We start from the raw sequence: 20,963 nt of genomic DNA, 5'->3' as shown, positions 1-20,963 counted from the left end.
TAAACCCTTGACACAACATCGAATCTTTCTCGATGAACAGCCGATTAAATAACGCCATCCCTTTTCTGGAGCGGCGTTATGTCAGACGAATTCATTCTCTCCCTCCGCCACAGCCTGCATCATGTATACAGCGTGGCGCGCACCCTTTCCTGGCTACACTTTATTCCCCTGGTGATACTTGCCCTGGCTATCTTCCCGCTAACCGGTTGCGGCGATAAACACGAAAACACGCCGAACCCCGTGCGGGCGGTACGCTACAGTGTGGTGGGTTCAGCGAAAACGCTGCCAGCACTGGAAAGAACCGGTGAGATCCATGCCCATGATGAGACGACGCTGAGTTTCCGTACCGGGGGCAGGATCCTCACGCGCGTCGTCGATATTGGCGACCGGGTTACCGCCGGGCAACTGCTGGCGACCCTCGACAATACCACCGGACAAAATCAGCTCGACGCGGCCACCGCTGACTATGAGGGTGCCAAAGCCTCAGCGCAGATTGCCGCGCTCAACGTCAACAGAATGCAAACGCTGATGCCCACTGGCGCTATAGCCCGCACACAACTCGACACAGCCCGTGCAGACTGGCTTGTCGCCAGCGCGCGTCTGAAAAGTAGCGAGGCGGCACTGCGCAACGCCCGGGAAAGTCTGGGCTGGACCCGCCTTCTCTCGCCGAAGGAAGGTATCATTACCGCGGTCAGCGCCTCTGCGGGCCAGATTCTCAGCGCAGGCCAGTCGGTGCTGACGCTGGCGACCGGTGAAGCCCGCGATGTGGTGTTTGATGTTGCCGCGCCTGATGAGATCCCCTCACCAGATAAGGCTGATTTCCGCGTCGCCTTGCTCAGCGACCCGACGGTCTATGCTTCAGCGGTGTTACGCGATATCACACCTCAGGCCGATCCCCTGACCCGTACCTGGCGGGTCAGAGCCACCCTGAACAACCCGCCCGCCGCCATGGCACTGGGTGCCAGCGTCACCGTAACCCTGCCCTCCAGTGCCGCGTGCGGTTACGTCCTTCCGGCCTCGGCACTGAGTCGTTACGCAGACAAGCCCGCTGTGTTTGTAATCAACCGGCAATCTCAGGCGCAACTGCGCGTGGTTGTGCCTGCACGTTACACGGCCTCCTCCGTCATCATCGCCTCCGGTCTTGCGCCCGGTGACAGAGTGATTACGGCTGGCGTGAGCAAATTACGCTCAGGAGAACGGGTGATTGCCGGGGAGGAGCAGCCATGAACATGAGAATCACAAAAGAGACATTTAACCTCTCCGCCTGGGCGCTTAAAAATCAGCAGATGGTCAGTTTCTTTATGCTGCTGGTGATGGCGATGGGCGTGTTCTGTTACGAGCGCCTGCCGCGCAACGAAGATCCGGCGTTTACCATCAAAACGGCCGTGGTCTCCGCGCAGTGGCCGGGAGCATCGGTAGCGGACACGACTCGTCTGCTGACGGATACGCTTGAGAAAAAGTTACAGGAGATCCCCTGGCTTGATTATATCGAAAGCGAAACCCGGGCAGGACGCACCGTTATTCATGTCAACCTGCGCGATGATACGCCGCCGCAAACGGTGCCGGATATCTGGTACCAGGTGCGGAAGAAAATGCAGGATATCGCTCCGTCTCTGCCAGAAGGCGTTCAGGGCCCTGATGTCAACGACGAATTTGACGACACGTTCGGCACAATTTATGGCTTCATCCCCGAAGGCTATACCCTGCGGGAGGTTCGGGATCGGGTGGAGACACTGCGTCGGGAGCTGATGTCCCTGCCGGATATCGGCAAAACCACCCTGCTGGGTGAACAGCAGGAACAGATGGTTCTGGCCTTTTCCCCGGCCCGTCTGGCGGGGATGGGTCTGGATATTCAGCAGGTTGCGGAGGCGCTCAGGGCGCAGAATGCAGTCGTCCCGGCGGGCATCATACGCACGGGGCAGGAGAACATCGCACTCCACGTCAGCGGTGCGCTCACCTCAGAGGAGAGTTTACGCGCGGTCACGCTGCATATTAACAATCGTTATATTCCCTTGACCGACATTGCCACCCTCTCCCGGGAAAGCGCCGAGCCGCCCTCACCGGCGTTCCGGGTTAACGGAAAACCGGCCATCGGGCTGGCGATTTCAATGGCGCCGACAGGCAATATGCTGCGCTTTGGCGCCGCGTTGAATCAAAGAGTGGCCGCCCTCAGCGCCGGGCTGCCGCACGGTATCGAGATGGTGAAGGTCGCCGATCAATCCGCGATAGTCAGTGACGCGGTGAGTGGTTTTATCAGGGTTCTTATTGAAGCGGTGGTTATCGTCCTGGCCGTTTCATTTGTCTCTCTGGGGCTACGGGCGGGGCTGGTTGTGGCTGCGGCAATCCCGCTGGTTCTGGCCATGACCTTCGCCGGAATGATGCTGGCCGGGATTGGCCTGCAGCGCATCTCGCTCGGGGCACTGATTATTGCGCTGGGTCTGCTGGTGGATGACGCCATGATCACCGTGGAAACCATGGTTTCTCGTCTGGAGGCTGGCGATTCCCGTCGGCAAGCGGCAACCCGGGCGTTCACAACGACGGCATTCCCGATGCTCACCGGCACACTGGTGATGATCGCCGGATTTATTCCGGTCGGCTTTGCGGCATCCAGCGCGGGTGAATACTGCTTTTCTCTGTTTGCGGTCGTGCTGATTGCCCTGCTGTGTTCATGGGTGGTCGCGATCCTGTTTTCACCGCTGACCGGAACATGGCTGCTGCCGGAGAACGTCAGGCATCATGCCTCCGGCCCGGGGCGGCTCGCACGCGGGTATCACTGGCTGCTGCGTAAGGTATTGCGCCACCGACTCACCACCGTGCTTTGCGCCCTTGCCGCACTGGTTTTGTCCATATACGGGACGACCTTTATGCAGGGTGAGTTTTTTCCCGCTTCCGACAGACCAGAGCTGCTGGTGAGCCTGACGCTTCCGGCCAATGCCTCACAGCCGGAAACGCAAAGAGAGGCCGAAAAGCTGGAGAAGGCGCTGGCAGGCAATAGCAATATCGATCATTACTCAACATACGTAGGATCGGGCGCTATCCGTTTTTATCTGCCAATGGATGTGCTGCTGGAGAATGAAAACAGTGCCCAGTTGGTGGTGGTCGCGAAAAACCTCGCCGCCCGCGACCGTCTGCACGCACAGCTGAACAAGATACTGGCGACGCAATTTAGCGACATCATCACACGCGTATCGCCCCTGGAGCTCGGCCCCCCGGTCGGCTGGCCAATCAAATACCGGGTTAGCGGGCCGGACTATGTGAAGGTTCGGGCGCTGGCGAATCACCTGACGGAAGTGATTGGTCAGTCATCGCTCTCACGTGAAGTCAACCAGACCGCCGGTGAACCGGAGAGAGTGATTACCCTTGAGGTGAATCAGACGGCAGCCCGGGCTGCGGGCGTGTCGTCAGAAAGTCTGGCCCGGACGCTGAATACGGTCTGGTCCGGCAGCGTCGTGACCTCAATACGGGATAATGACCGGCTGGTGGATGTGGTGCTCCGCGCCAGAGACAGTGAACGTCTTAATCTGGCCACACTGTCGTCACTGACCGTTGAGGGGAACGATGGCAAAAAAATTCCGCTCAGTGCTGTCGCAATGCCGGTCTGGGGTGTGGACGATCCGGTTGTCTGGCGTCGCCAGCGCCTGCCGTTTATCACCGTGCAAACTGACCTTGCGCCGGGACTCAGAGCCGAGGTCGTCTCCGCAGCGCTGCGCCCGGCAGTGGATAAACTGCGTGCCCGTTTGCCTGCGGGCTACAGTATTGAGGAAGGCGGCGCGGTTGCGGAATCCGATAAAGGAAACCGCTCTGTCTTTACCGTTCTTCCGGTGACGCTGGTCATTATGGTGTTATTGCTGATGCTTCAGCTACGACGCTATTCCCGGATGTTTCTGGCCCTGTTCATGGCCCCGTTTGGCTTACCGGGCATCGTTCTGGCGATGCTGCCGGGTGGAACACCGATGGGGTTCGTCGCCCTGCTGGGCGTGATCGCGCTGGCGGGCATGATCATTCGTAACGCGGTGATCCTGCTCGGCGAAGCTGACAGCAATCTGGCTCAGGGGATGACGAACGATGCCGCCATTATCGCAGCCGCAGAGCACCGGGCCAGACCTATCTGTCTGACCGCCTGTGCCGCCATTCTGGGCATGATCCCCATCTCGCACCAGGTATTCTGGGGACCTATGGCGTATGCCATTATCGGGGGGTTGCTGGTCGCGACGCTGGTCACACTCACGGTACTGCCCGCGTCGTTCAGTCTGTTATTACAGTGGGGGGACGGTTTACGCAACCGGCACAGCGTATAAAACCCGGTCTGTGCTGAAAGCGAAATTGTCCCCCGATCCGTTACGCGGCCGTCAGCGCAAAATGGGTTCTCAGGACCTCAGCAATATCCTCTTCCGCCAGTTGCTGTGTCTTTATGCCATTTGCGGTGATGGTCTTCAGCATATTGCCCAGCAGGATCTGGCGTCCTCCTTCGTTGCCAGGAGGCCGAAGGTCTGATCAATGCGCTGGAGGTGCATCGTCGCGATTTGTCACGGGCTGGCGGGTACCGCGTTCAGAGCGTCGATGCGTTAATGGTTAGTGACTGGCTGGATCGTCTCTGAATGCCGCATGGTGGCATTCAGAAATTGAAAACGGAAAGATCTTTAATATCGGCGTGTGGATTGGCGTTTTTTACCGCTATCAAAAAAGCAGAGAAATTATGATTAAACATCGTTACGTTCGGGTAAAACTGCACCTGTTTTTCCCTTCCGTTTTCAACATAGCTTACTGACCAGATCCGACGATTATTGACCATCGTCGATCCCGGCTTAATGTTTACTATTCTGGTCAGTTCAACCTGAGTGGTTCTATCCTTCTGAATTTCATAAAAATAGCGGTCATCATAAAAATAAACCTTGCGGAAAAAACAATCAAAAAACCACGGGTTAGTGGATATTTTCTTCTTGCCCTGGGCATCTGAAACGATGCGTTTTGGCTGGCGAAATGACCTCACTCCATTCCTTATCACCAGATATAACCCAATAACCGGCAGAGCCATTAATAAAACGCTGATTGCTTCCCGCATATTCACCAATCCCGTTGATCACAGTCATGAGCGAGTATAACGGGTTCGTTCCTGAGAACAACATCCCCCCCTGTCAGGGAATAATGCGTGCCGCCCTGAGCTGTGCGAACAGGCTGAAAAACATCTCGTCGGTGGCCCGCATGGCGGTGAACCCGGCCCGACGCAGCTTGCTGCCATCGCCAAACATATCGTAATCCCAGCTAAACACGAAGTCGGCAAACTGTCCGTCGTTCAGCTGCAAAATATCGCTTTCCACCAGCCCGCGAGCTGCGGCGAGTTCGCGCCATACCGTGCGGTAGTCCGTAAACAACTGCTGAAATGAGAGCCGGACCGGGGGTGCAGACTCCAGTTCAAACCAGTGTGCAATGCGTGGCCACAGCTCGCTCCAGCGCCAGATATCACCGTTATTCACATTGAATGCCTGGTTCTCTGCTACCGGCGACGTGGCGGCCCACACGGTCGCCTCTGCCAGCAATTCACCGTCTGTATGATCAACAATGCTGTGCCAGGTCTGTTCGGCGCCGGGAAAACGCAGCGGTAAATTCAGCGCCTTACACAGCGATGCGTACAGCGCGATGCTCAGGGCAAGATTCATGGCGTTACCCGGCACCGTGCTGCCCACCACGCCCGGCCGGATGGCGCTCCAGTGCCACGCTTTTCCCCGTTGAAAATCGCTAAGCCACCTGAGCCGGGCCGCATTAAACTCCGCGCCCGGTACGCCGGGATCGCTTTCACGTGCCGGGGTTTTGAACGGGCCAAGATGCGCGCCGTAGACTTTGTAGCCCTGCATCAGGCTGACCGTCTCAAGGGGGGCCGTGTTTTCGAGGTTACTGACCAGATGGCGCAGCATGGTGACGTTCGGTTCAACCATCTCTGTCCAGTTCGCGGCATTGACCCAGGCGCTGTAAAACACATGAGTGATCCCGCTGAGCGATGACAGTGCCCGCGCGCTGTCCTGCGCATCCAGTAAATCAACATTAACCATCGCAATGCCTTCAGGGTGAGATACCGCCTGGCGGCTCAGGCCAATGACCTCCCACTGATGGCGCAAAAGCGTTTTGACCAGCTGGTTGCCAACAATCCCGCTGGCGCCAGCGACCAGCGCGACCCTGTGTTGCTGCGTCGTATTCATGGTGTTTCTCCGAAAGGGGTGACAGACACAGTGTGATCTATTACTTTTTTCTGATATATCCCCCAAATCCGATGGCATTTATAAGCAGAATCACGAAATGAATAACAAGCTCAACGCCATTTCCACCTTTCTGCGCGTCGCCGAAGCGGGCTCCTTTTCCGCTGCCGCTCGCCTGGCCGGGATCAAGCAGTCCGCCGTCAGCCAGCAGATCGCCGCCCTTGAGGAAGAGCTCGGTGTGGTATTGCTGCATCGTACAACGCGCAGGATGAAGCTCACCGCGCAGGGTGAGCGTTACCGGCGGGATATGCAGCTTGTGCTGGAGGCCATGCAGGAAGCAGAGCGACGCCTGAACCCGGTTGAGCATCAATATCAGGGGGCCGTACATGTGCAGTTGCCGAGCGGCCTGGGCCAGATCGTGTTGCCGCGCCTGCTGACGCTACAGCGCATGAATCCTGAATTACATCTGCAGGTTTCGCTTGATGACCGCATCGCCGATCTGGTCACCGAAGGGGTGGATGTGGCGCTTCGGCTGAGCGCGGAGCCTCCGCAAACCCATGCCGCACGCGTACTGGCACGCATTGAAACGCCGCTCTTTGCCGCCCCGTCATTCCCGCCGGTAGAGTCCGTGTACGCGCTGGCGGCGCTTCCCCACGTGCGATTCAGCGGCATCCCGCTGGACGCACCTCTTCGCCTGGTTTCTGATGACGAAACGATTGATATTGCAGTGAATACCGTTTTCCGCGCCAATACCAGCAACGCCCTGTTACAGGCGCTGGAGGCAGGCATGGGTATTGGCGGTATGCAGCTACCGCTCGCGGCACGGGCGTTGCAAACCGGCACGCTGGTGCAGGTACTCCCCGCGTGGCGGTTACCCGACCGCTTTCTCTATGCGGTTTATCCGGACGCTCGCTTTATTCCACACAGGGTCAGAAGCGTTGTGGGGGCCATAGAACAGCTACTGCCTGAAATAATTAAGAAAAATTAAACTTTCCAGAATGCATACTCGCCAGCGCCGCCTTGTTGAACTAAAAATTTTCGACTTTCAACGAGTTCCGGAAAATTCCCCTCCCGTCTCTTGATCGTTCTGGTTAATCATGAATACTGTATATAAACACAGTAATATGAGTTAACCATTATGCAGTTGATCTCTCCTTTGGGGCCTGATGCCACGTTATTGCTTCCGTTGTTTATGGAGCGGGTGCCCTGTGGCTTCCCCAGCCCTGCTCAGGATTATGTCGAGGATAGCCTTGATCTGAACAAGCTGGTGATCAAACACCCCAGCGCGACCTATTTTGTCAGGGTGAGCGGTGATTCGATGATCGGCGCAGGCATCAGCCATGGTGACCTGCTGGTGGTTGACCGTTCGTTAAACGCCGTTCATGGCGATATTGTGATTGCGGCGGTCGCGGGCGAATTTACCGTGAAGGAGCTGCAAACGCATCCGCGTCTTCAGCTCATCCCCCATAATCCTGACTACGCACCGGTCGTTTTTGCCGCAGAAGACGAACTGGAGATCTTCGGCGTTGTGACGTTTACCCTGAAAGCTAACCGCCATGTTCGCGCTCGTTGACGTAAACAGTTTTTACACCTCCTGCGAGACGGCGTTTCGGCCTGACCTTAAGGGGAAACCCGTGGTGGTCGTTTCAAACAACGACGGCTGTATCATTTCACGTTCAGCAGAAGCAAAAGCATTGGGGATCGGCATGGCCGGTCCCTACTTCAAGCTGAAGGATGAGCTGAGACGCCAGAAGGTACACGTCTTTAGCTCCAATTATGCGCTGTATGCGGATATGAGCCGTCGGGTGATGACCATTCTCGAAGAGATGGCCCCGAGAGTGGAGATCTACTCGATTGATGAAGCCTTTCTGGATCTGACGGGCGTCAGCCAGTGTATGTCTCTGGAGGCGTTCGGTCAGGCTATCCGCCAGCGCCTGTACAAAGAGACCGGCCTGCTGGTCGGGGTCGGTATCGCGCCCACCAAAACCTTAGCCAAGCTGGCTAACCATGCCGCCAAAACCTGGAAGAAAACCAACGGTGTGGTGGATTTATCGAATATCGATCGTCAGCGTAAACTGCTGTCACTGGTACCGGTCAGCGAAGTGTGGGGCGTCGGGCGCAGGATCAGCAAAAAACTGAATCTGATGGGGATCGAGACTGCCCTGCATCTGGCGGAATGTTCAAGCTGGGTGATCCGTAAACACTTTAATGTCGTGCTGGAAAGAACCGCCCGCGAGTTACGCGGTGAACCGTGTCTGGCGCTGGAAGAGTTTTCGCCAACAAAGCAACAAATCATCTGCAGCCGCTCCTTCGGCAGCCGTATCACCCGGTATGACGATATGCACCAGGCGATCTGCGCCTATGCGGAACGCGCCGCCGAGAAGCTGCGCGAAGAGAAACAGTTTTGCTGTTATATCAGCGTGTTTATTCGCACCAGCCCGCATGCAGAGGACGAGGTTTTTTATGGTAACCAGGCCTCCGGTAAGCTGACGATCCCCACCAACGATACGCGGGATATTATCAGGGTAGCTATCGAGTCATTGAACCGAATCTGGAAAGAGGGGCATCGCTATATGAAAGCAGGCGTCATGCTCAGTGACTTTTTCAGTCAGGGCGTGGCACAGCTTAGCCTGTTCGATGAACACCCACCGCGGCCAGACAGCACAGCCCTGATGCAGGTTATCGACCGCCTTAACCGTTCAGGCCGGGGGTCTGTGTGGTTTGCGGGCCAGGGGGCGGTGAAATCCTGGGCGATGAAGCGGGATATGCTGTCGCCCTGCTACACCACGCGCTATTCCGATTTGCCGATCGTTAAATAACAAAGCCCGGATCCCTCCGGGCTCTGTTTATACGTGATTACACCAGCGCATTCAGCGTAGCCAGCGCGTCAGGCGGTAACACCAGCTCCCCTGCCGCGAGGTTTTGCCGCAGATGCGTCACGGAAGAGGTTCCCGGGATCAGCAGAATGTTCGGAGAACGTTGCAGCAGCCAGGCCAGCGCAACCTGCATCGGTGTCGCCCCCAGGTCGTCCGCCACCGCCTGCAGCCCGGAAGATTGCAGCGGCGTAAAACCGCCCAGCGGGAAGAACGGCACATAAGCAATCCCCTGCTGCGCAAGCGAATCCACCAGCGCATCGTCACTACGGTTCACGATGTTGTACATGTTTTGCACACACACCACGGGCACCATCTTCTGCGCCTCGGCAACCTGCGTGGCGGTGACATTGCTCAGACCAATATGTCGCACCAGCCCTTGCTGCTGTAGCTCTGCCAGGGTGGACAGCGGTTCAGCGATCGAGCCTTCCGCCGGTCCGTGTGCGCTAAACATAATCCGCAGGTTCACCACGTCCAGCACATCCAGCTGCAGATTGCGCAGGTTGTCGTGTACCGCCTGGGTCAGCTCCTGGGCGGAAAAGGCCGGCAGCCAGGCGCCTTTATCATCGCGTCGCGCACCGATTTTGGTGACGAGGGTAAGATCGTCCCGGTACGGATGCAGCGCCTCGCGGATCAGCTGGTTAGTCACATGCGGACCATAAAAATCGCTGGTATCGATATGATTCACGCCCGCCGCCACGGCTTCCCGGAGCACTTCCAGCGCGGCATTTTTGTCCTTCGGTGGCCCAAAAACGCCCGGCCCGGCCAGCTGCATTGCGCCGTAACCCAGCCGTTTAACCGTGCGTGTGCCCAGCGCGTATGTCCCGCTTTTATCGATGCTGCTCATGTTCACCTTCCTCATAAAAAAGATCCGGATTTACAACAGGTTCCCGACCAGAACCCATAGTTAAGCGCGAGTTAAATTAAAGTTTAAATTTTAGACGACGATAGTATTTGTGTACCCCTGCACTTTCTTACGGACGACCGCTATGCTGAAAAATCTGCACGTGATTACCGGTATTATCTTTGCTCTCACCATATTCTGCCTGCTACAAGTTGTCACGGGAGGGTTGTTCTACTCTGCCGTCAGCAACGATCGCCATAACTTCCAGAACTCCGGGGTGCTTAATGCCCAGCAGGAGAGCCTGAGTGACAGCGTTAACACCCTCATCAAAACGCGCGTTACCGTGACGCGCGTGGCCATCCGCTATCTGAAAAATCAGCGCGATCCGGCGTCCCTTGAGGCGATCAACAAACTGCTTGGCACCGCGGGTAACTCTCTGGCTAAAGCAGAAGCCTATAACAAACAGTGGCAGGCCCTGCCGCAGGTTAACGGCCAGAGTGCGGCGCTAACCGACGAGATGCTGAAATCCTGGAACCAGATGCACGAAGTGATGCGTCTGTCGATTGAGTATCTGCGTGCCGACAACTATCAGGCCTATGGCGATCTGGATGCGCAGCAGGCACAGGACGATATGGAAGCGGTCTATAACCGCTGGCGCGCCGAAAACAACACGCTGCTGAAAGCCGCGGCCGAAGAGAACCAGAGCAGCTTTACCCAGATGAAATGGACGCTGGCGGCAATATTCCTGGCAGTTATCGCCGTGCTGGTGGTGATCTGGCAGGGTTTACAGCACCTGCTGTTAAAACCGCTGCAAACCATTATGAACCATATTCGTACCATTGCGGCGGGCGACCTGACGCAGGATATTACCCTCTCTGGCCGCAATGAGATGGGCCAGCTGGCGGCCGGTCTGCATGAGATGCAGCAATCTCTGGTCACCACGGTCAGCGCCGTACGCGGCAGTACCGACTCCATCTACACCGGCGCAGGCGAAATTGCCGCCGGGAGCAACGATCTTTCCGCCCGTACGGAAGAACAGGCCGCCTCGCTGGAAGAGACCGCAGCCAGCATGGAAGAGCTGACCGCCACGGTGAAACAGAACTCCGACAACGCCCGTCAGGCGACCCTGCTGGCGAAGAACGCGTCTGAGACCGCGGCGCGCGGCGGTCATGTGGTGGATAACGTTGTCCGCACGATGACGGAAATTGCCGACAGTTCGCAGCAAATTGCCCACATCACCGGCGTGATTGACAGCATTGCCTTCCAGACCAACATTCTGGCGCTGAATGCCGCGGTAGAAGCCGCACGCGCCGGGGAACAGGGCCGTGGCTTTGCGGTGGTCGCCGGGGAAGTACGTACCCTGGCGAGCCGCAGCGCGCAGGCGGCAAAAGAGATCAAGGGCCTTATCGAGAACTCTGTCAGCCGCGTGAATACCGGCTCTGAACAGGTCAGCGAAGCCGGTGCAACGATGAAGGAAATTGTGGCGGCGGTCACCCGCGTGACCGATATCATGGGCGAGATTTCATCTGCGTCCGATGAGCAGAGTCGCGGTATTGAACAGGTGAGCCTGGCCGTTTCGCAGATGGACAGCGTCACCCAGCAAAACGCCGCGCTGGTGCAGCAGTCCGCCACGGCGGCAGCGGCGCTGGAAGATCAGTCCGAACAGCTGCGCCAGGCGGTGGCGGCATTTCGTCTGAACGGTAAACAACAGGCCACCGCGCCCCGTACAACGCATGTGAAAACACCACAGCTGTTGCGCCCGGCCACGGCAGGCACCGCCACCGACAGCAACTGGGAAACCTTCTGAGTTCAGCGCGGGCGAGCACCTCGCCCGCGCTAATCCCGTTAACGGCTGCGCTTGGCGTGCCGTTCCCAGTTCTCCTGTTTCGCGTCGTTGGATTTTCGCAGTGAAACATAACAGGCCCCGCTGCCGCCGTGATGCGGCAGCGCCACGCAGAAGGCCTGCACTTCCTCAAACTCTGTTAACCAGCGCGCCAGATAGCTACGTATCACGTTAGGATGAGCATTCTGTTCGCGCCCTTTTCCATGAATGATAATCAGATTGCGTAATCCGTCGCGTCCGGCCTGGCGAATAAAGGCGTACAGCATCTGGCGGCAACGCTCGGCGGGCTGACGTAACAGGTTCAGGCTGGCCTCGCGAGAGTATTTCCCCGAGCGCAGCTTATCCATTACGCCCTGTTGTATCCCTTCACGCTGAAATGCCAGCGGCTCATCCAGGGGCAGAAGTTCCAGAAAGCCCAGGGTGAGGAAGTTATCCAGTTGCTCGGTATCAATCTCCTGGCGCGCCCGCGTGTTGCGGCTCGGCTGCCAGTGAATATCTGCGCAGCGCTTCAGGGGCTGGACATCCTCCATGGCGTCAAGAAACAGTGATTTGTCGTCAGGGTTCATGGAAATCCTCCGGCTACATCTGAGCCTGTACTATACCTTCGCGGGGGGTGTGCCTCAACAGCCGTTCCCCCAGGTAGGGTGGCGCTGAAAGCAAGCTGATGAATATCAATCGACAGCCGGGGAAAAATTAAACATCACTTAACTCAAACTTCAGCGTAAATAAAACACGCAATTTGGCTTAAACATCCATAAAATCAAACACTCAACCGCCTTTCATTTTGAGAGAAAGCTGTTATAACTTAATTAACCTGCCTCATGGATATAACATCCAGGATATGCGAAGGGATGCACTGCTGTGTGTACTGAAGGGTCTGTCTGATGTCGGACAGGCCCTGTTTTTTTATGGATGATGTTTCACGCAGAGACGATTGCCCGCGCCTCGCGTCTGAATTGCGTAATTAACGACTCCGTAAGCGGGGTCTGGCGTGAATCCCGACGCTGAATTAAATAATACGTCGCTTTTGGAAGTGATTCGACAACCGGCAGCATAACCAGACGCCCCGCCACCAGGGGGTCACAACCCAGTTCCTGCGGCAATATGCTTAAAAAATCGCTTTGTGCGACAAGGCTGATACACGACGAAAATGTTTCGCAGACCACGCCAATGCGGGGTATTTGCGAGCGATGGCTAAATACATCCTCTAACTGCTTATAATAACTTCCCCGGGGCGTTGGCATGGTCCAGTTATAATGCAGCAGATCGTTAATGGAGGTTGCTCCCGTCGCCGGATGCCCCTCCCGGCAAAATACGGCAAACGGTTTTTCTAATAGCTTTTCAAACGTAAATTCATGATCGTAAGGCCCCTGATAATAGGTATTGATGGTGAAGTCCAGTTCGCCCTGGCGTAATTCATTGATCATCGATACCAGCTGTCCTTCCATAATTCGCACCTTAACCTGCGGATGCTGCGCATGAAAGCGGGTGATAACCGCAGGCATAAGGCTTCGCGAAATACTCGCCCCCATCCCGATATTGATCTGCCCGGCCAGCTCGCCCTGCCGCTGGCGAATGTCATCCTGCGCCGCGCGCAGCTCTTCCAGAATCAGCCTGGCGCGCTGATAGAAGCCTTCGCCACACTCGGTTAACGCCACGCCTTTGCTTCGGCGCACAAAGAGCTGCGCCGCCATGCCCTCTTCCAGCTCTTTGATCGATTTGGTCAACGCCGGTTGCGAAAGATTCAGCGTCCTGCTGGCGCCGCGAATGCTGCCCTGACGCGCCACTTCAACGAACGCCCGAATTTGATGAAATTTAATCTGAAATGACATAGCCCGACCGATAACCGTTGTTTATCAGAGTAAAGAAACTGTCATCTACTTTAATGGAAAGGGATGTGCGACGGTAATTCCTGAACGGTTAAAACTGTGAAAAATCGGTTAGTGATAAGTAAAAACTATCACAGCGTGAAGCAGTTCACATATTTTAATGATGACAGGAACAGATATGGACTCACTGGCACAGTACATCCAAACCTTAGCCCCGCAACTGAGCGCATGGCGTCGCGATTTTCACCATTTTGCCGAATCCGGCTGGGTGGAATTTCGGACTGCCGCAAAGGTCGCGGAGATCCTGGATAGCCTGGGTTATGACCTGGCGATGGGCCGCGACGTGGTGGATGCCGAAAGCCGTATGGGGTTGCCGGATAACGCCACCCTGACGCGAGAATTTGCCCGCGCCCGTGCGCAGGGCGCGCCCGAAAAATGGCTCGCGCCGTTTGAAGGCGGCTTCACCGGTCTGGTTGCCACGCTTAACACCGGCCGTCCCGGCCCGACGCTGGCGTTTCGCGTGGACATGGACGCTCTCGACCTGAGCGAAGCGCTCGACGACAGCCACCGCCCGTTCCGCGACGGCTTTGCCTCCTGCAATCCGGGCATGATGCACGCCTGCGCGCACGACGGCCATACCACGATTGGCCTTGGGCTGGCGCACGTGCTCATGCACAACAAAGCGCAGCTGAACGGCACCATCAGGCTGATCTTCCAGCCTGCCGAAGAAGGCACTCGCGGCGCACGCGCCATGGTGGCCGCCGGGGCACTGGACGGGGTGGACTATTTCACCGCCATTCACATTGGTACCGGGGTGCCTGCCGGGACGGTGATCTGTGGCAGCGATAACTTTATGGCGACAACCAAGTTTGACGCGACGTTTACCGGCGTTGCCGCACACGCAGGCGGTAAACCGGAAGAAGGCCGTAACGCCCTGCTCGCCGCCGCCCAGGCCGCGCTCGCGCTGCACAGCATTGCGCCACACAGCGAAGGGGCTTCCCGGGTGAATGTGGGAGTGATGCAGGCCGGCAGCGGACGCAATGTGGTACCCGCCCATGCCCTGCTTAAGGTCGAAACCCGTGGCGAGAGCGAGGCGATCAATCAGTATGTGTTCGAACGCGCGCAATCCGTCATTACCGGTGCCGCCGCGCTCTACGGCGTGACGGCTGAGATGCGCCTGATGGGGGCTGCCACCGCCAGCGCTCCGACACCTGCCTGGGTGGATTATCTGCGCCAGCAGGCAAGCCAGGTGCCCGGTGTGGAACAGGCCATTGATAAGGTCAAAGCCCCGGCCGGTTCTGAAGACGCCACGCTGATGATGGCCCGGGTGCAAGAAAACGGTGGCATGGCCTCCTATATGGTGTTTGGCACCGATTTGAGCGCCGGACATCACAATGAAAAATTCGACTTTGATGAGCGCGTCATGACCGTCGCTATCGAAACGCTGGCGCGCACTGCGCTGAATTTCCCCTGGACGCGAGGTGTGTAATGCAGGAGAACTACGCTTTTATTGCCGATGCAATCGACACGCGATGTCAGACGTTCACCGACATTGCCGACGAAATCTGGGATCACCCGGAAACCCGCTTTGAAGAGTTCTGGTCCGCAGAGCGGCTGGCCAGCGCGCTGGAAGCGGAAGGCTTCACCCTGACCCGTGAGGCTGGCGGCATTCCGAATGCCTTTATCGCCAGCTTCGGTAGCGGTAAACCGGTGATTGCCCTGCTCGGCGAATATGACGCGCTGGCCGGATTAAGCCAGCAGGCACACTGCGCGACGGCACACGCCACCACGCCCGGTGCTAACGGCCACGGCTGCGGGCATAACCTGCTCGGCACCGCGGCGTTTGCAGGTGCCGTTGCGGTGAAAAGCTGGCTGGAGCAGCACGGCGGGAGTGGAACCGTGCGTTTTTACGGTTGTCCCGGCGAAGAAGGCGGTTCCGGTAAAACGTTTATGGTCCGTGAGGGCTTGTTTGACGACGTTGACGCCGCGGTCACCTGGCACCCGGAAGCGTTTGCCGGCATGTTTAACGTCAGTACGCTGGCCAATATCCAGGCCGCCTGGCGCTTTAAGGGCGTGGCGGCGCATGCGGCAAACTCGCCGCATCTGGGGCGCAGCGCGCTGGATGCGGTGACGCTGATGACCACCGGCACCAACTTCCTCAACGAACATATCATCGAGAAAGCACGCGTCCATTACGCCATAACCGATACCGGCGGCATCTCCCCCAACGTGGTGCAGGCGCAGGCCGAAGTGCTGTACCTGATCCGCGCCCCGGAGATGGCCGACGCGCAGCAAATCTACGCGCGTATTGAGAAGATCGCTCAGGGTGCGGCGTTGATGACCGAAACTACCGTCGAGTGTCGCTTTGATAAAGCCTGCTCCAGCTACCTGCCAAACCGCACGCTCGAAGCGGCGATGTATCGCGCCCTGCAACATTACGGCACGCCAGCCTGGACGGAGGAGGAACGCGCCTTTGCCCGGGAGATCCGCGCCACCCTGACGGCAAACGATCTGCAAAACAGCCTCAGAAACATTGCTGCAACCGGGGGGAACGAAGGTAAAGCCTTTGCCCGCCGCCACCAGGAGACCCTGCTGGTGGACGAGGTCGCGCCTTACGCCATCACCGATAACGTGCTGGCTGGCTCCACGGACGTGGGTGACGTTAGCTGGAAAATGCCCGTCGCCCAGTGTTTCAGCCCCTGCTTTACCGTCGGCACGCCGCTGCACACCTGGCAACTGGTGGCTCAGGGGCGAACGTCCATTGCCCATAAAGGCATGCTGCTGGCCGGGAAAGTGATGGGCGCCACCGCGCTACATCTGCTGCAGGACGCAGACCTGCTGAAAAAATGTCGTGAAGAGTTCGAACAACAAACACAAGAAAAACCGTACGTGTGTCCGATCCCTGCGGGCGTGACACCGTCACCTTTAAAATAAAAAAACACAACACAACAACACAACAGTCCCGAGGAACGCCCATGAGTATGTCATCCATACCTTCGCATTCCCCATCCGGTAAGCTCTATGGCTGGGTTGAAAGGATCGGCAATAAAGTGCCACACCCTTTCCTGCTTTTTATCTGGTTGATCGTGGTTTTGATGGTGGCGACAGCCGTGCTGTCTGCCTTAGGGGTGAGCGTGCGCAGCCCGGCCGATGGCAGCATGGTAAGCGTAAAGAACCTGCTGAGCATTGAAGGGTTGCACTGGTTTTTACCGAATGTGATTAAAAACTTCAGCGGTTTTGCGCCGCTGGGCGCCATTCTGGCGCTGGTGCTGGGGGCCGGACTGGCTGAGCGCGTTGGACTGCTCCCCGCGCTGATGGTGAAAATGGCTTCTCACGTCAGCGCACGCTACGCCAGCTATATGGTGCTGTTTATCGCGTTTTTCAGCCACATCTCTTCCGATGCCGCGCTGGTGATCATGCCGCCGATGGGGGCGCTGATCTTCCTTGCCGTCGGGCGTCACCCCGTGGCGGGTCTGTTGTCGGCAATTGCCGGTGTGGGATGCGGTTTCACTGCCAATCTGCTGATCGTCACCACCGATGTCCTGCTTTCGGGGATTAGCACCGAGGCGGCGAAAACAATCGATGCGGCCATGCACGTCAGCGTGATCGACAACTGGTACTTTATGGCCAGTTCGGTCATCGTCCTGACGCTTGTTGGCGGGCTGATTACCGATAAGATCATCGAGCCGCGGTTAGGGAAATGGGAAGGCCGTAGTGACGAAAAGCTGGAAACGCTGAGCAAAGAGCAACGCTTTGGCCTGCGCGTCGCCGGGATAGTCTCGCTGGTATTTATCGCGATGGTGGCGCTGATGGTAGTGCCGGAGAACGGTATCCTGCGCGACCCGGTGAAACATACCGTCCTGCCCTCGCCGTTTATACAGGGCATTGTGCCGCTGATCATCCTGTTTTTCTTTGTCGTCTCGCTCGCGTATGGCATCGCCACCGGCAAAATCCGCCGCCAGGCCGATCTGCCGCAGCTGATGATTGAGCCGATGAAGGAGATGGCGGGCTTTATCGTGATGGTCTTCCCGCTGGCCCAGTTCGTCGCCATGTTTAACTGGAGCAACATGGGCAAATTTATGGCCGTTGGCCTGACCGATGCGCTGGAAGCCGCCGGGTTAAGCGGCGTCCCGGCGTTTGTGGGTCTGGCGCTGCTGTCGTCACTGCTGTGCATGTTTATCGCCAGCGGATCCGCCATCTGGTCGATTCTGGCCCCCATTTTCGTGCCGATGTTTATGATGCTGGGCTTCCATCCGGCCTTTGCGCAGATCCTGTTCCGTATCGCCGACTCCTCGGTGATCCCGCTGGCGCCGGTTTCGCCATTCGTACCGCTGTTTTTGGGCTTCCTGCAGCGCTATAAACCGGAGGCGAAGCTGGGTACCTACTATTCGCTGGTTTTACCCTATCCGCTTATCTTTTTAGGGGTATGGCTGGTGATGCTGGTGGCATGGTATCTTGTCGGCCTGCCGATAGGACCGGGTATCTACCCGAGGCTGAATTAAAGGAAAGAGGATGCTGAGATTACTCGAAGATAAAATTGCAACGCCGCTTGGGCCGCTGTGGGTTATCGCCGACGAGCAGTTCCATCTGCGTGCCGTGGAATGGGAAGAGCACAGCGATCGCATGGAAGAACTGCTCAACATCCATTACCGGGCCCAGGGTTTTGAGCGTATCAGTGCCACCAATCCAGGTGGGCTGAGCGACAAGCTGGCGGCGTACTTCGAGGGCGATCTCAGCATTATCAATGACCTGCCAACCGCCACGGCCGGTACGCCATTCCAGCGTGAAGTCTGGCAGGCGCTACGCGATATTCCGTGTGGTCAGGTTATGCACTACGGCCAGCTCGCAGAACAGTTAGGCCGCGCGGGCGCGGCGCGGGCGGTGGGTGCCGCGAACGGTTCTAACCCCGTCAGTATCGTGGTGCCCTGCCATCGTGTGATCGGCCGCAACGGCACCATGACCGGCTATGCCGGCGGTGTGCAGCGCAAGGAGTGGTTACTGCGTCACGAAGGGTATCTTTTGCTGTAGTTCCCAGGCTTTTTGTGCTTAATTTTCTACCGGTTAGGCTAAAAATCCATAATCAAGCTGTGGAATTTCAAGAAGATGGCAACACGTTGCCGTCTCTTGTCCTTATTGATGGTTTGCCAGGCTTACGTACTTACCAAAAAGATGTTAAAATTGACCAATATCAATTAAGGCTTGAGCAAACCTATGATCCCAGAAAAGCGAATTATACGACGCATTCAGTCTGGCGGTTGTGCTATCCATTGCCAGGATTGCAGCATCAGCCAGCTCTGTATCCCGTTTACCCTGAATGAGCATGAGCTTGACCAGCTTGATAACATCATCGAGCGCAAAAAGCCTATTCAGAAAGGGCAGACGCTGTTTAAAGCGGGAGACGAACTGAAATCGCTCTATGCTATCCGTTCTGGCACCATCAAAAGCTATACCATCACCGAACAGGGTGATGAGCAGATCACCGGCTTCCATCTGGCAGGCGATCTGGTCGGCTTTGACGCCATCGGTACTGGCCATCACCCGAGCTTTGCGCAGGCGCTGGAAACCTCAATGGTCTGCGAAATCCCGTTTGAAACGCTGGACGATCTGTCAGGCAAAATGCCAAACCTGCGTCAGCAGATGATGCGTCTGATGAGCGGTGAGATCAAAGGCGATCAGGACATGATCCTGCTGCTGTCCAAAAAGAATGCGGAAGAGCGCCTGGCTGCATTTATCTATAACCTCTCCCGACGTTTCGCCGAACGTGGTTTCTCTCCACGTGAGTTCCGTCTCACCATGACCCGTGGCGATATTGGTAACTACCTGGGCCTGACCGTGGAAACCATCAGCCGTCTGCTGGGCCGTTTCCAGAAAAGCGGCATGCTGGCTGTTAAAGGGAAATACATCACCATCGAAAACGGTGAAGCGCTGGCTGTTCTTGCCGGCCACGCCCGCAACGTGGCATAAACCCCACAAATGATTGATGCCAGGCCGATAAATTTTTATGGTTTATTGGTCTGGCAGGTAAGCACACCACTTCCCGCCCCTGCGACAGACATCCCCCGCTCCTGAAAGGTTCTCGTTGAGGTTAAATTGAGAGAAAGTTTATTTTTCGTTTCAGTTGTTATTGCCTCCGTGACCTTCCTCTTCATCTGGATCATGCTTGTCGGCCCAATGAAGGGAGAGGAAAAAACCTACGTTCAGGACTCCACCACGTTTGCCATCGTGGTGATGGTGCTGCTGTTGATCGCGTTTATCGCGGTGACAACGACGGTGCTATTCTTCTGAGATATTTTCATGAATTATTGATCTGGCAAAACCTTACCTCTGTTTCATTCAGGATATATAGGTTACTCTTTTAATTACAGACTGTGGTGACAGTAGTAAGGAGACCTGTATGGCAAAGTATCAAAACATGCTGGTAGCTATCGATCCTAATCAGGACGATCAGCCGGCATTACGACGTGCTGTGTATTTACATCAACGGATTGGTGGCAAAATCAAAGCGTTTTTGCCGATCTATGACTTCTCGTATGAGATGACCACCCTTCTGTCGCCTGACGAGCGTACCGCTATGCGTCAGGGAGTGATCAGCCAACGTACCGCGTGGATCCGCGAACAGGCGAAATACTACCTGGAAGCGGGTGTGCCTATCGATATTAAAGTGGTCTGGCATAACCGCCCCTTTGAAGCGATTATCCAGGAGGTCGTCGCCGGTGGGCACGATCTGCTGCTGAAAATGGCGCACCAGCACGACAAGCTGGAATCCGTGATCTTCACGCCGACAGACTGGCACTTGCTGCGTAAATGCCCGTGCCCGGTCTGGATGGTGAAAGATCAGCCGTGGCCTGAAGGCGGCAAAGCCGTCGTGGCAGTAAACCTGGCAAGCGAAGAGGATTATCACAATTCGCTGAATGAAAAGCTGGTCAAAGAGACGCTGCTGCTTGCCGAGCAGGTTAACCACACCGAAGTGCATCTGGTCGGCGCTTACCCGGTTACCCCTATCAATATTGCCATCGAACTGCCTGAATTTGACCCGAGCGTATATAACGACGCGATCCGCGGACAGCACCTGCTGGCCATGAAAGCGTTGCGCCAGAAGTTCAGCATTGATGAGAACATGACGCATGTCGAGAAAGGGTTGCCTGAAGAGGTGATCCCGGATTTAGCCGAACATCTGCAGGCAGGGATTGTGGTGCTGGGCACCATCGGACGGACCGGTATTTCTGCCGCGTTCCTGGGCAATACCGCGGAACAGGTGATTGACCATCTGCGCTGCGACCTGCTGGTCATTAAGCCGGATGAGTACCAGACACCGGTTGAGCTGGATGACCCGGAAGACGATTAACGTCAGTCTATTCGCCCGCCTCCCCGGCGGGCTTTTCT

The 20,963-nt window shown here is 56.8% G+C and carries 19 protein-coding genes; 14 read left to right on the top strand and 5 right to left on the bottom strand.

The annotated features are described in order from the left end of the window. Positions 1 to 78 precede the first annotated feature (78 nt). The 3 genes from AC2FAK_RS08125 to AC2FAK_RS08115 are packed head-to-tail and all read left to right on the top strand — an operon-like array spanning position 79 to position 4,494. Positions 79 to 1,227: an efflux RND transporter periplasmic adaptor subunit gene (locus tag AC2FAK_RS08125; RefSeq protein WP_095454784.1), complete on the top strand. Its 1,149-nt coding sequence runs from the start codon at positions 79 to 81 to the stop codon at positions 1,225 to 1,227. Further along, positions 1,224 to 4,298, top strand: coding sequence for an efflux RND transporter permease subunit (locus AC2FAK_RS08120; protein WP_095454785.1), 3,075 nt, complete (start codon positions 1,224 to 1,226; stop codon positions 4,296 to 4,298). The genes AC2FAK_RS08125 and AC2FAK_RS08120 overlap by 4 nt, the downstream gene beginning before the upstream one ends. A 10-nt stretch (positions 4,299 to 4,308) precedes the next feature. Then, on the top strand, positions 4,309 to 4,494 hold the full coding sequence (locus tag AC2FAK_RS08115) for a hypothetical protein (RefSeq protein WP_154606845.1): 186 nt from the start codon (positions 4,309 to 4,311) through the stop codon (positions 4,492 to 4,494). 121 nt (positions 4,495 to 4,615) lie between these two features. On the opposite strand, the gene AC2FAK_RS08110 is transcribed toward AC2FAK_RS08115, so the two are convergent. Next, positions 4,616 to 5,062 carry a hypothetical protein gene (locus tag AC2FAK_RS08110; protein WP_095454786.1) on the bottom strand — a complete coding sequence of 149 codons (447 nt, stop codon included), beginning with the start codon at positions 5,060 to 5,062 and terminating at the stop codon, positions 4,616 to 4,618. Positions 5,063 to 5,135: 73 nt separating this feature from the next. Continuing rightward, complete coding sequence (locus tag AC2FAK_RS08105; protein WP_095454787.1) at positions 5,136 to 6,194, bottom strand: SDR family oxidoreductase; 1,059 nt, start codon at positions 6,192 to 6,194, stop codon at positions 5,136 to 5,138. A 97-nt stretch (positions 6,195 to 6,291) separates the two neighbouring features. Here AC2FAK_RS08105 and AC2FAK_RS08100 point away from each other — a divergent pair, with 97 nt between their 5' ends. The 3 genes from AC2FAK_RS08100 to umuC all read left to right on the top strand — a co-directional run bounded on the left by AC2FAK_RS08100 (position 6,292) and on the right by umuC (position 9,010). Beyond that, a complete protein-coding gene (locus AC2FAK_RS08100; protein ID WP_095454788.1) occupies positions 6,292 to 7,179 on the top strand; it encodes a LysR family transcriptional regulator in 888 nt (295 codons plus the stop codon). Positions 7,180 to 7,329: 150 nt separating this feature from the next. Further along, the gene (umuD, locus tag AC2FAK_RS08095; RefSeq protein WP_029882790.1) at positions 7,330 to 7,764 is read left to right on the top strand and encodes a translesion error-prone DNA polymerase V autoproteolytic subunit; all 435 of its coding nucleotides are present in this window, start codon (positions 7,330 to 7,332) and stop codon (positions 7,762 to 7,764) included. Then, the gene (gene umuC, locus AC2FAK_RS08090; protein ID WP_023620348.1) at positions 7,748 to 9,010 is read left to right on the top strand and encodes a translesion error-prone DNA polymerase V subunit UmuC; all 1,263 of its coding nucleotides are present in this window, start codon (positions 7,748 to 7,750) and stop codon (positions 9,008 to 9,010) included. The genes umuD and umuC overlap by 17 nt, the downstream gene beginning before the upstream one ends. A gap of 37 nt (positions 9,011 to 9,047) precedes the next feature. Here umuC and AC2FAK_RS08085 read toward each other — a convergent pair whose 3' ends face one another. Then, a complete protein-coding gene (locus AC2FAK_RS08085; protein WP_095454789.1) occupies positions 9,048 to 9,911 on the bottom strand; it encodes an aldo/keto reductase family oxidoreductase in 864 nt (287 codons plus the stop codon). Between the two features lie 142 nt (positions 9,912 to 10,053). Here AC2FAK_RS08085 and tcp point away from each other — a divergent pair, with 142 nt between their 5' ends. Further along, entirely contained in the window at positions 10,054 to 11,715 is a 1,662-nt protein-coding gene (tcp, locus tag AC2FAK_RS08080; protein WP_095454790.1) for a methyl-accepting chemotaxis citrate transducer, read from the top strand. A gap of 38 nt (positions 11,716 to 11,753) precedes the next feature. Here tcp and smrA read toward each other — a convergent pair whose 3' ends face one another. Continuing rightward, a complete protein-coding gene (smrA, locus tag AC2FAK_RS08075; protein ID WP_013096859.1) occupies positions 11,754 to 12,317 on the bottom strand; it encodes a DNA endonuclease SmrA in 564 nt (187 codons plus the stop codon). A gap of 354 nt (positions 12,318 to 12,671) precedes the next feature. Further along, entirely contained in the window at positions 12,672 to 13,583 is a 912-nt protein-coding gene (locus AC2FAK_RS08070) for a LysR family transcriptional regulator (RefSeq protein ID WP_095454791.1), read from the bottom strand. Between the two features lie 175 nt (positions 13,584 to 13,758). Between AC2FAK_RS08070 and AC2FAK_RS08065 the strand changes: the two genes are divergently transcribed. The 7 genes from AC2FAK_RS08065 to uspE all read left to right on the top strand — a co-directional run bounded on the left by AC2FAK_RS08065 (position 13,759) and on the right by uspE (position 20,925). After that, the gene (locus tag AC2FAK_RS08065) at positions 13,759 to 15,069 is read left to right on the top strand and encodes a M20 family metallo-hydrolase (protein ID WP_013096861.1); all 1,311 of its coding nucleotides are present in this window, start codon (positions 13,759 to 13,761) and stop codon (positions 15,067 to 15,069) included. Beyond that, positions 15,069 to 16,514, top strand: a complete 1,446-nt coding sequence (locus AC2FAK_RS08060) for a M20 family metallopeptidase (RefSeq protein WP_058679536.1) — start codon at positions 15,069 to 15,071, stop codon at positions 16,512 to 16,514. The genes AC2FAK_RS08065 and AC2FAK_RS08060 overlap by 1 nt, the downstream gene beginning before the upstream one ends. Positions 16,515 to 16,555: 41 nt before the next feature. Beyond that, the gene (gene abgT / locus AC2FAK_RS08055; protein ID WP_020688271.1) at positions 16,556 to 18,082 is read left to right on the top strand and encodes a p-aminobenzoyl-glutamate transporter; all 1,527 of its coding nucleotides are present in this window, start codon (positions 16,556 to 16,558) and stop codon (positions 18,080 to 18,082) included. Positions 18,083 to 18,092: 10 nt separating this feature from the next. After that, a complete protein-coding gene (gene ogt, locus AC2FAK_RS08050) occupies positions 18,093 to 18,608 on the top strand; it encodes a methylated-DNA--[protein]-cysteine S-methyltransferase (protein WP_013096864.1) in 516 nt (171 codons plus the stop codon). Positions 18,609 to 18,791: 183 nt separating this feature from the next. Then, on the top strand, positions 18,792 to 19,544 hold the full coding sequence (gene fnr, locus AC2FAK_RS08045; protein WP_006174991.1) for a fumarate/nitrate reduction transcriptional regulator Fnr: 753 nt from the start codon (positions 18,792 to 18,794) through the stop codon (positions 19,542 to 19,544). Between the two features lie 126 nt (positions 19,545 to 19,670). Then, entirely contained in the window at positions 19,671 to 19,865 is a 195-nt protein-coding gene (locus AC2FAK_RS08040; protein ID WP_013096865.1) for a hypothetical protein, read from the top strand. 109 nt (positions 19,866 to 19,974) lie between these two features. Next, complete coding sequence (gene uspE, locus AC2FAK_RS08035; protein WP_013096866.1) at positions 19,975 to 20,925, top strand: universal stress protein UspE; 951 nt, start codon at positions 19,975 to 19,977, stop codon at positions 20,923 to 20,925. Positions 20,926 to 20,963: the final 38 nt, after the last annotated feature.

The sequence above is a fragment of the Enterobacter cloacae complex sp. 394F7 genome, assembly GCF_057320385.1.
This window is presented reverse-complemented; position numbering and strand designations above follow the sequence as displayed.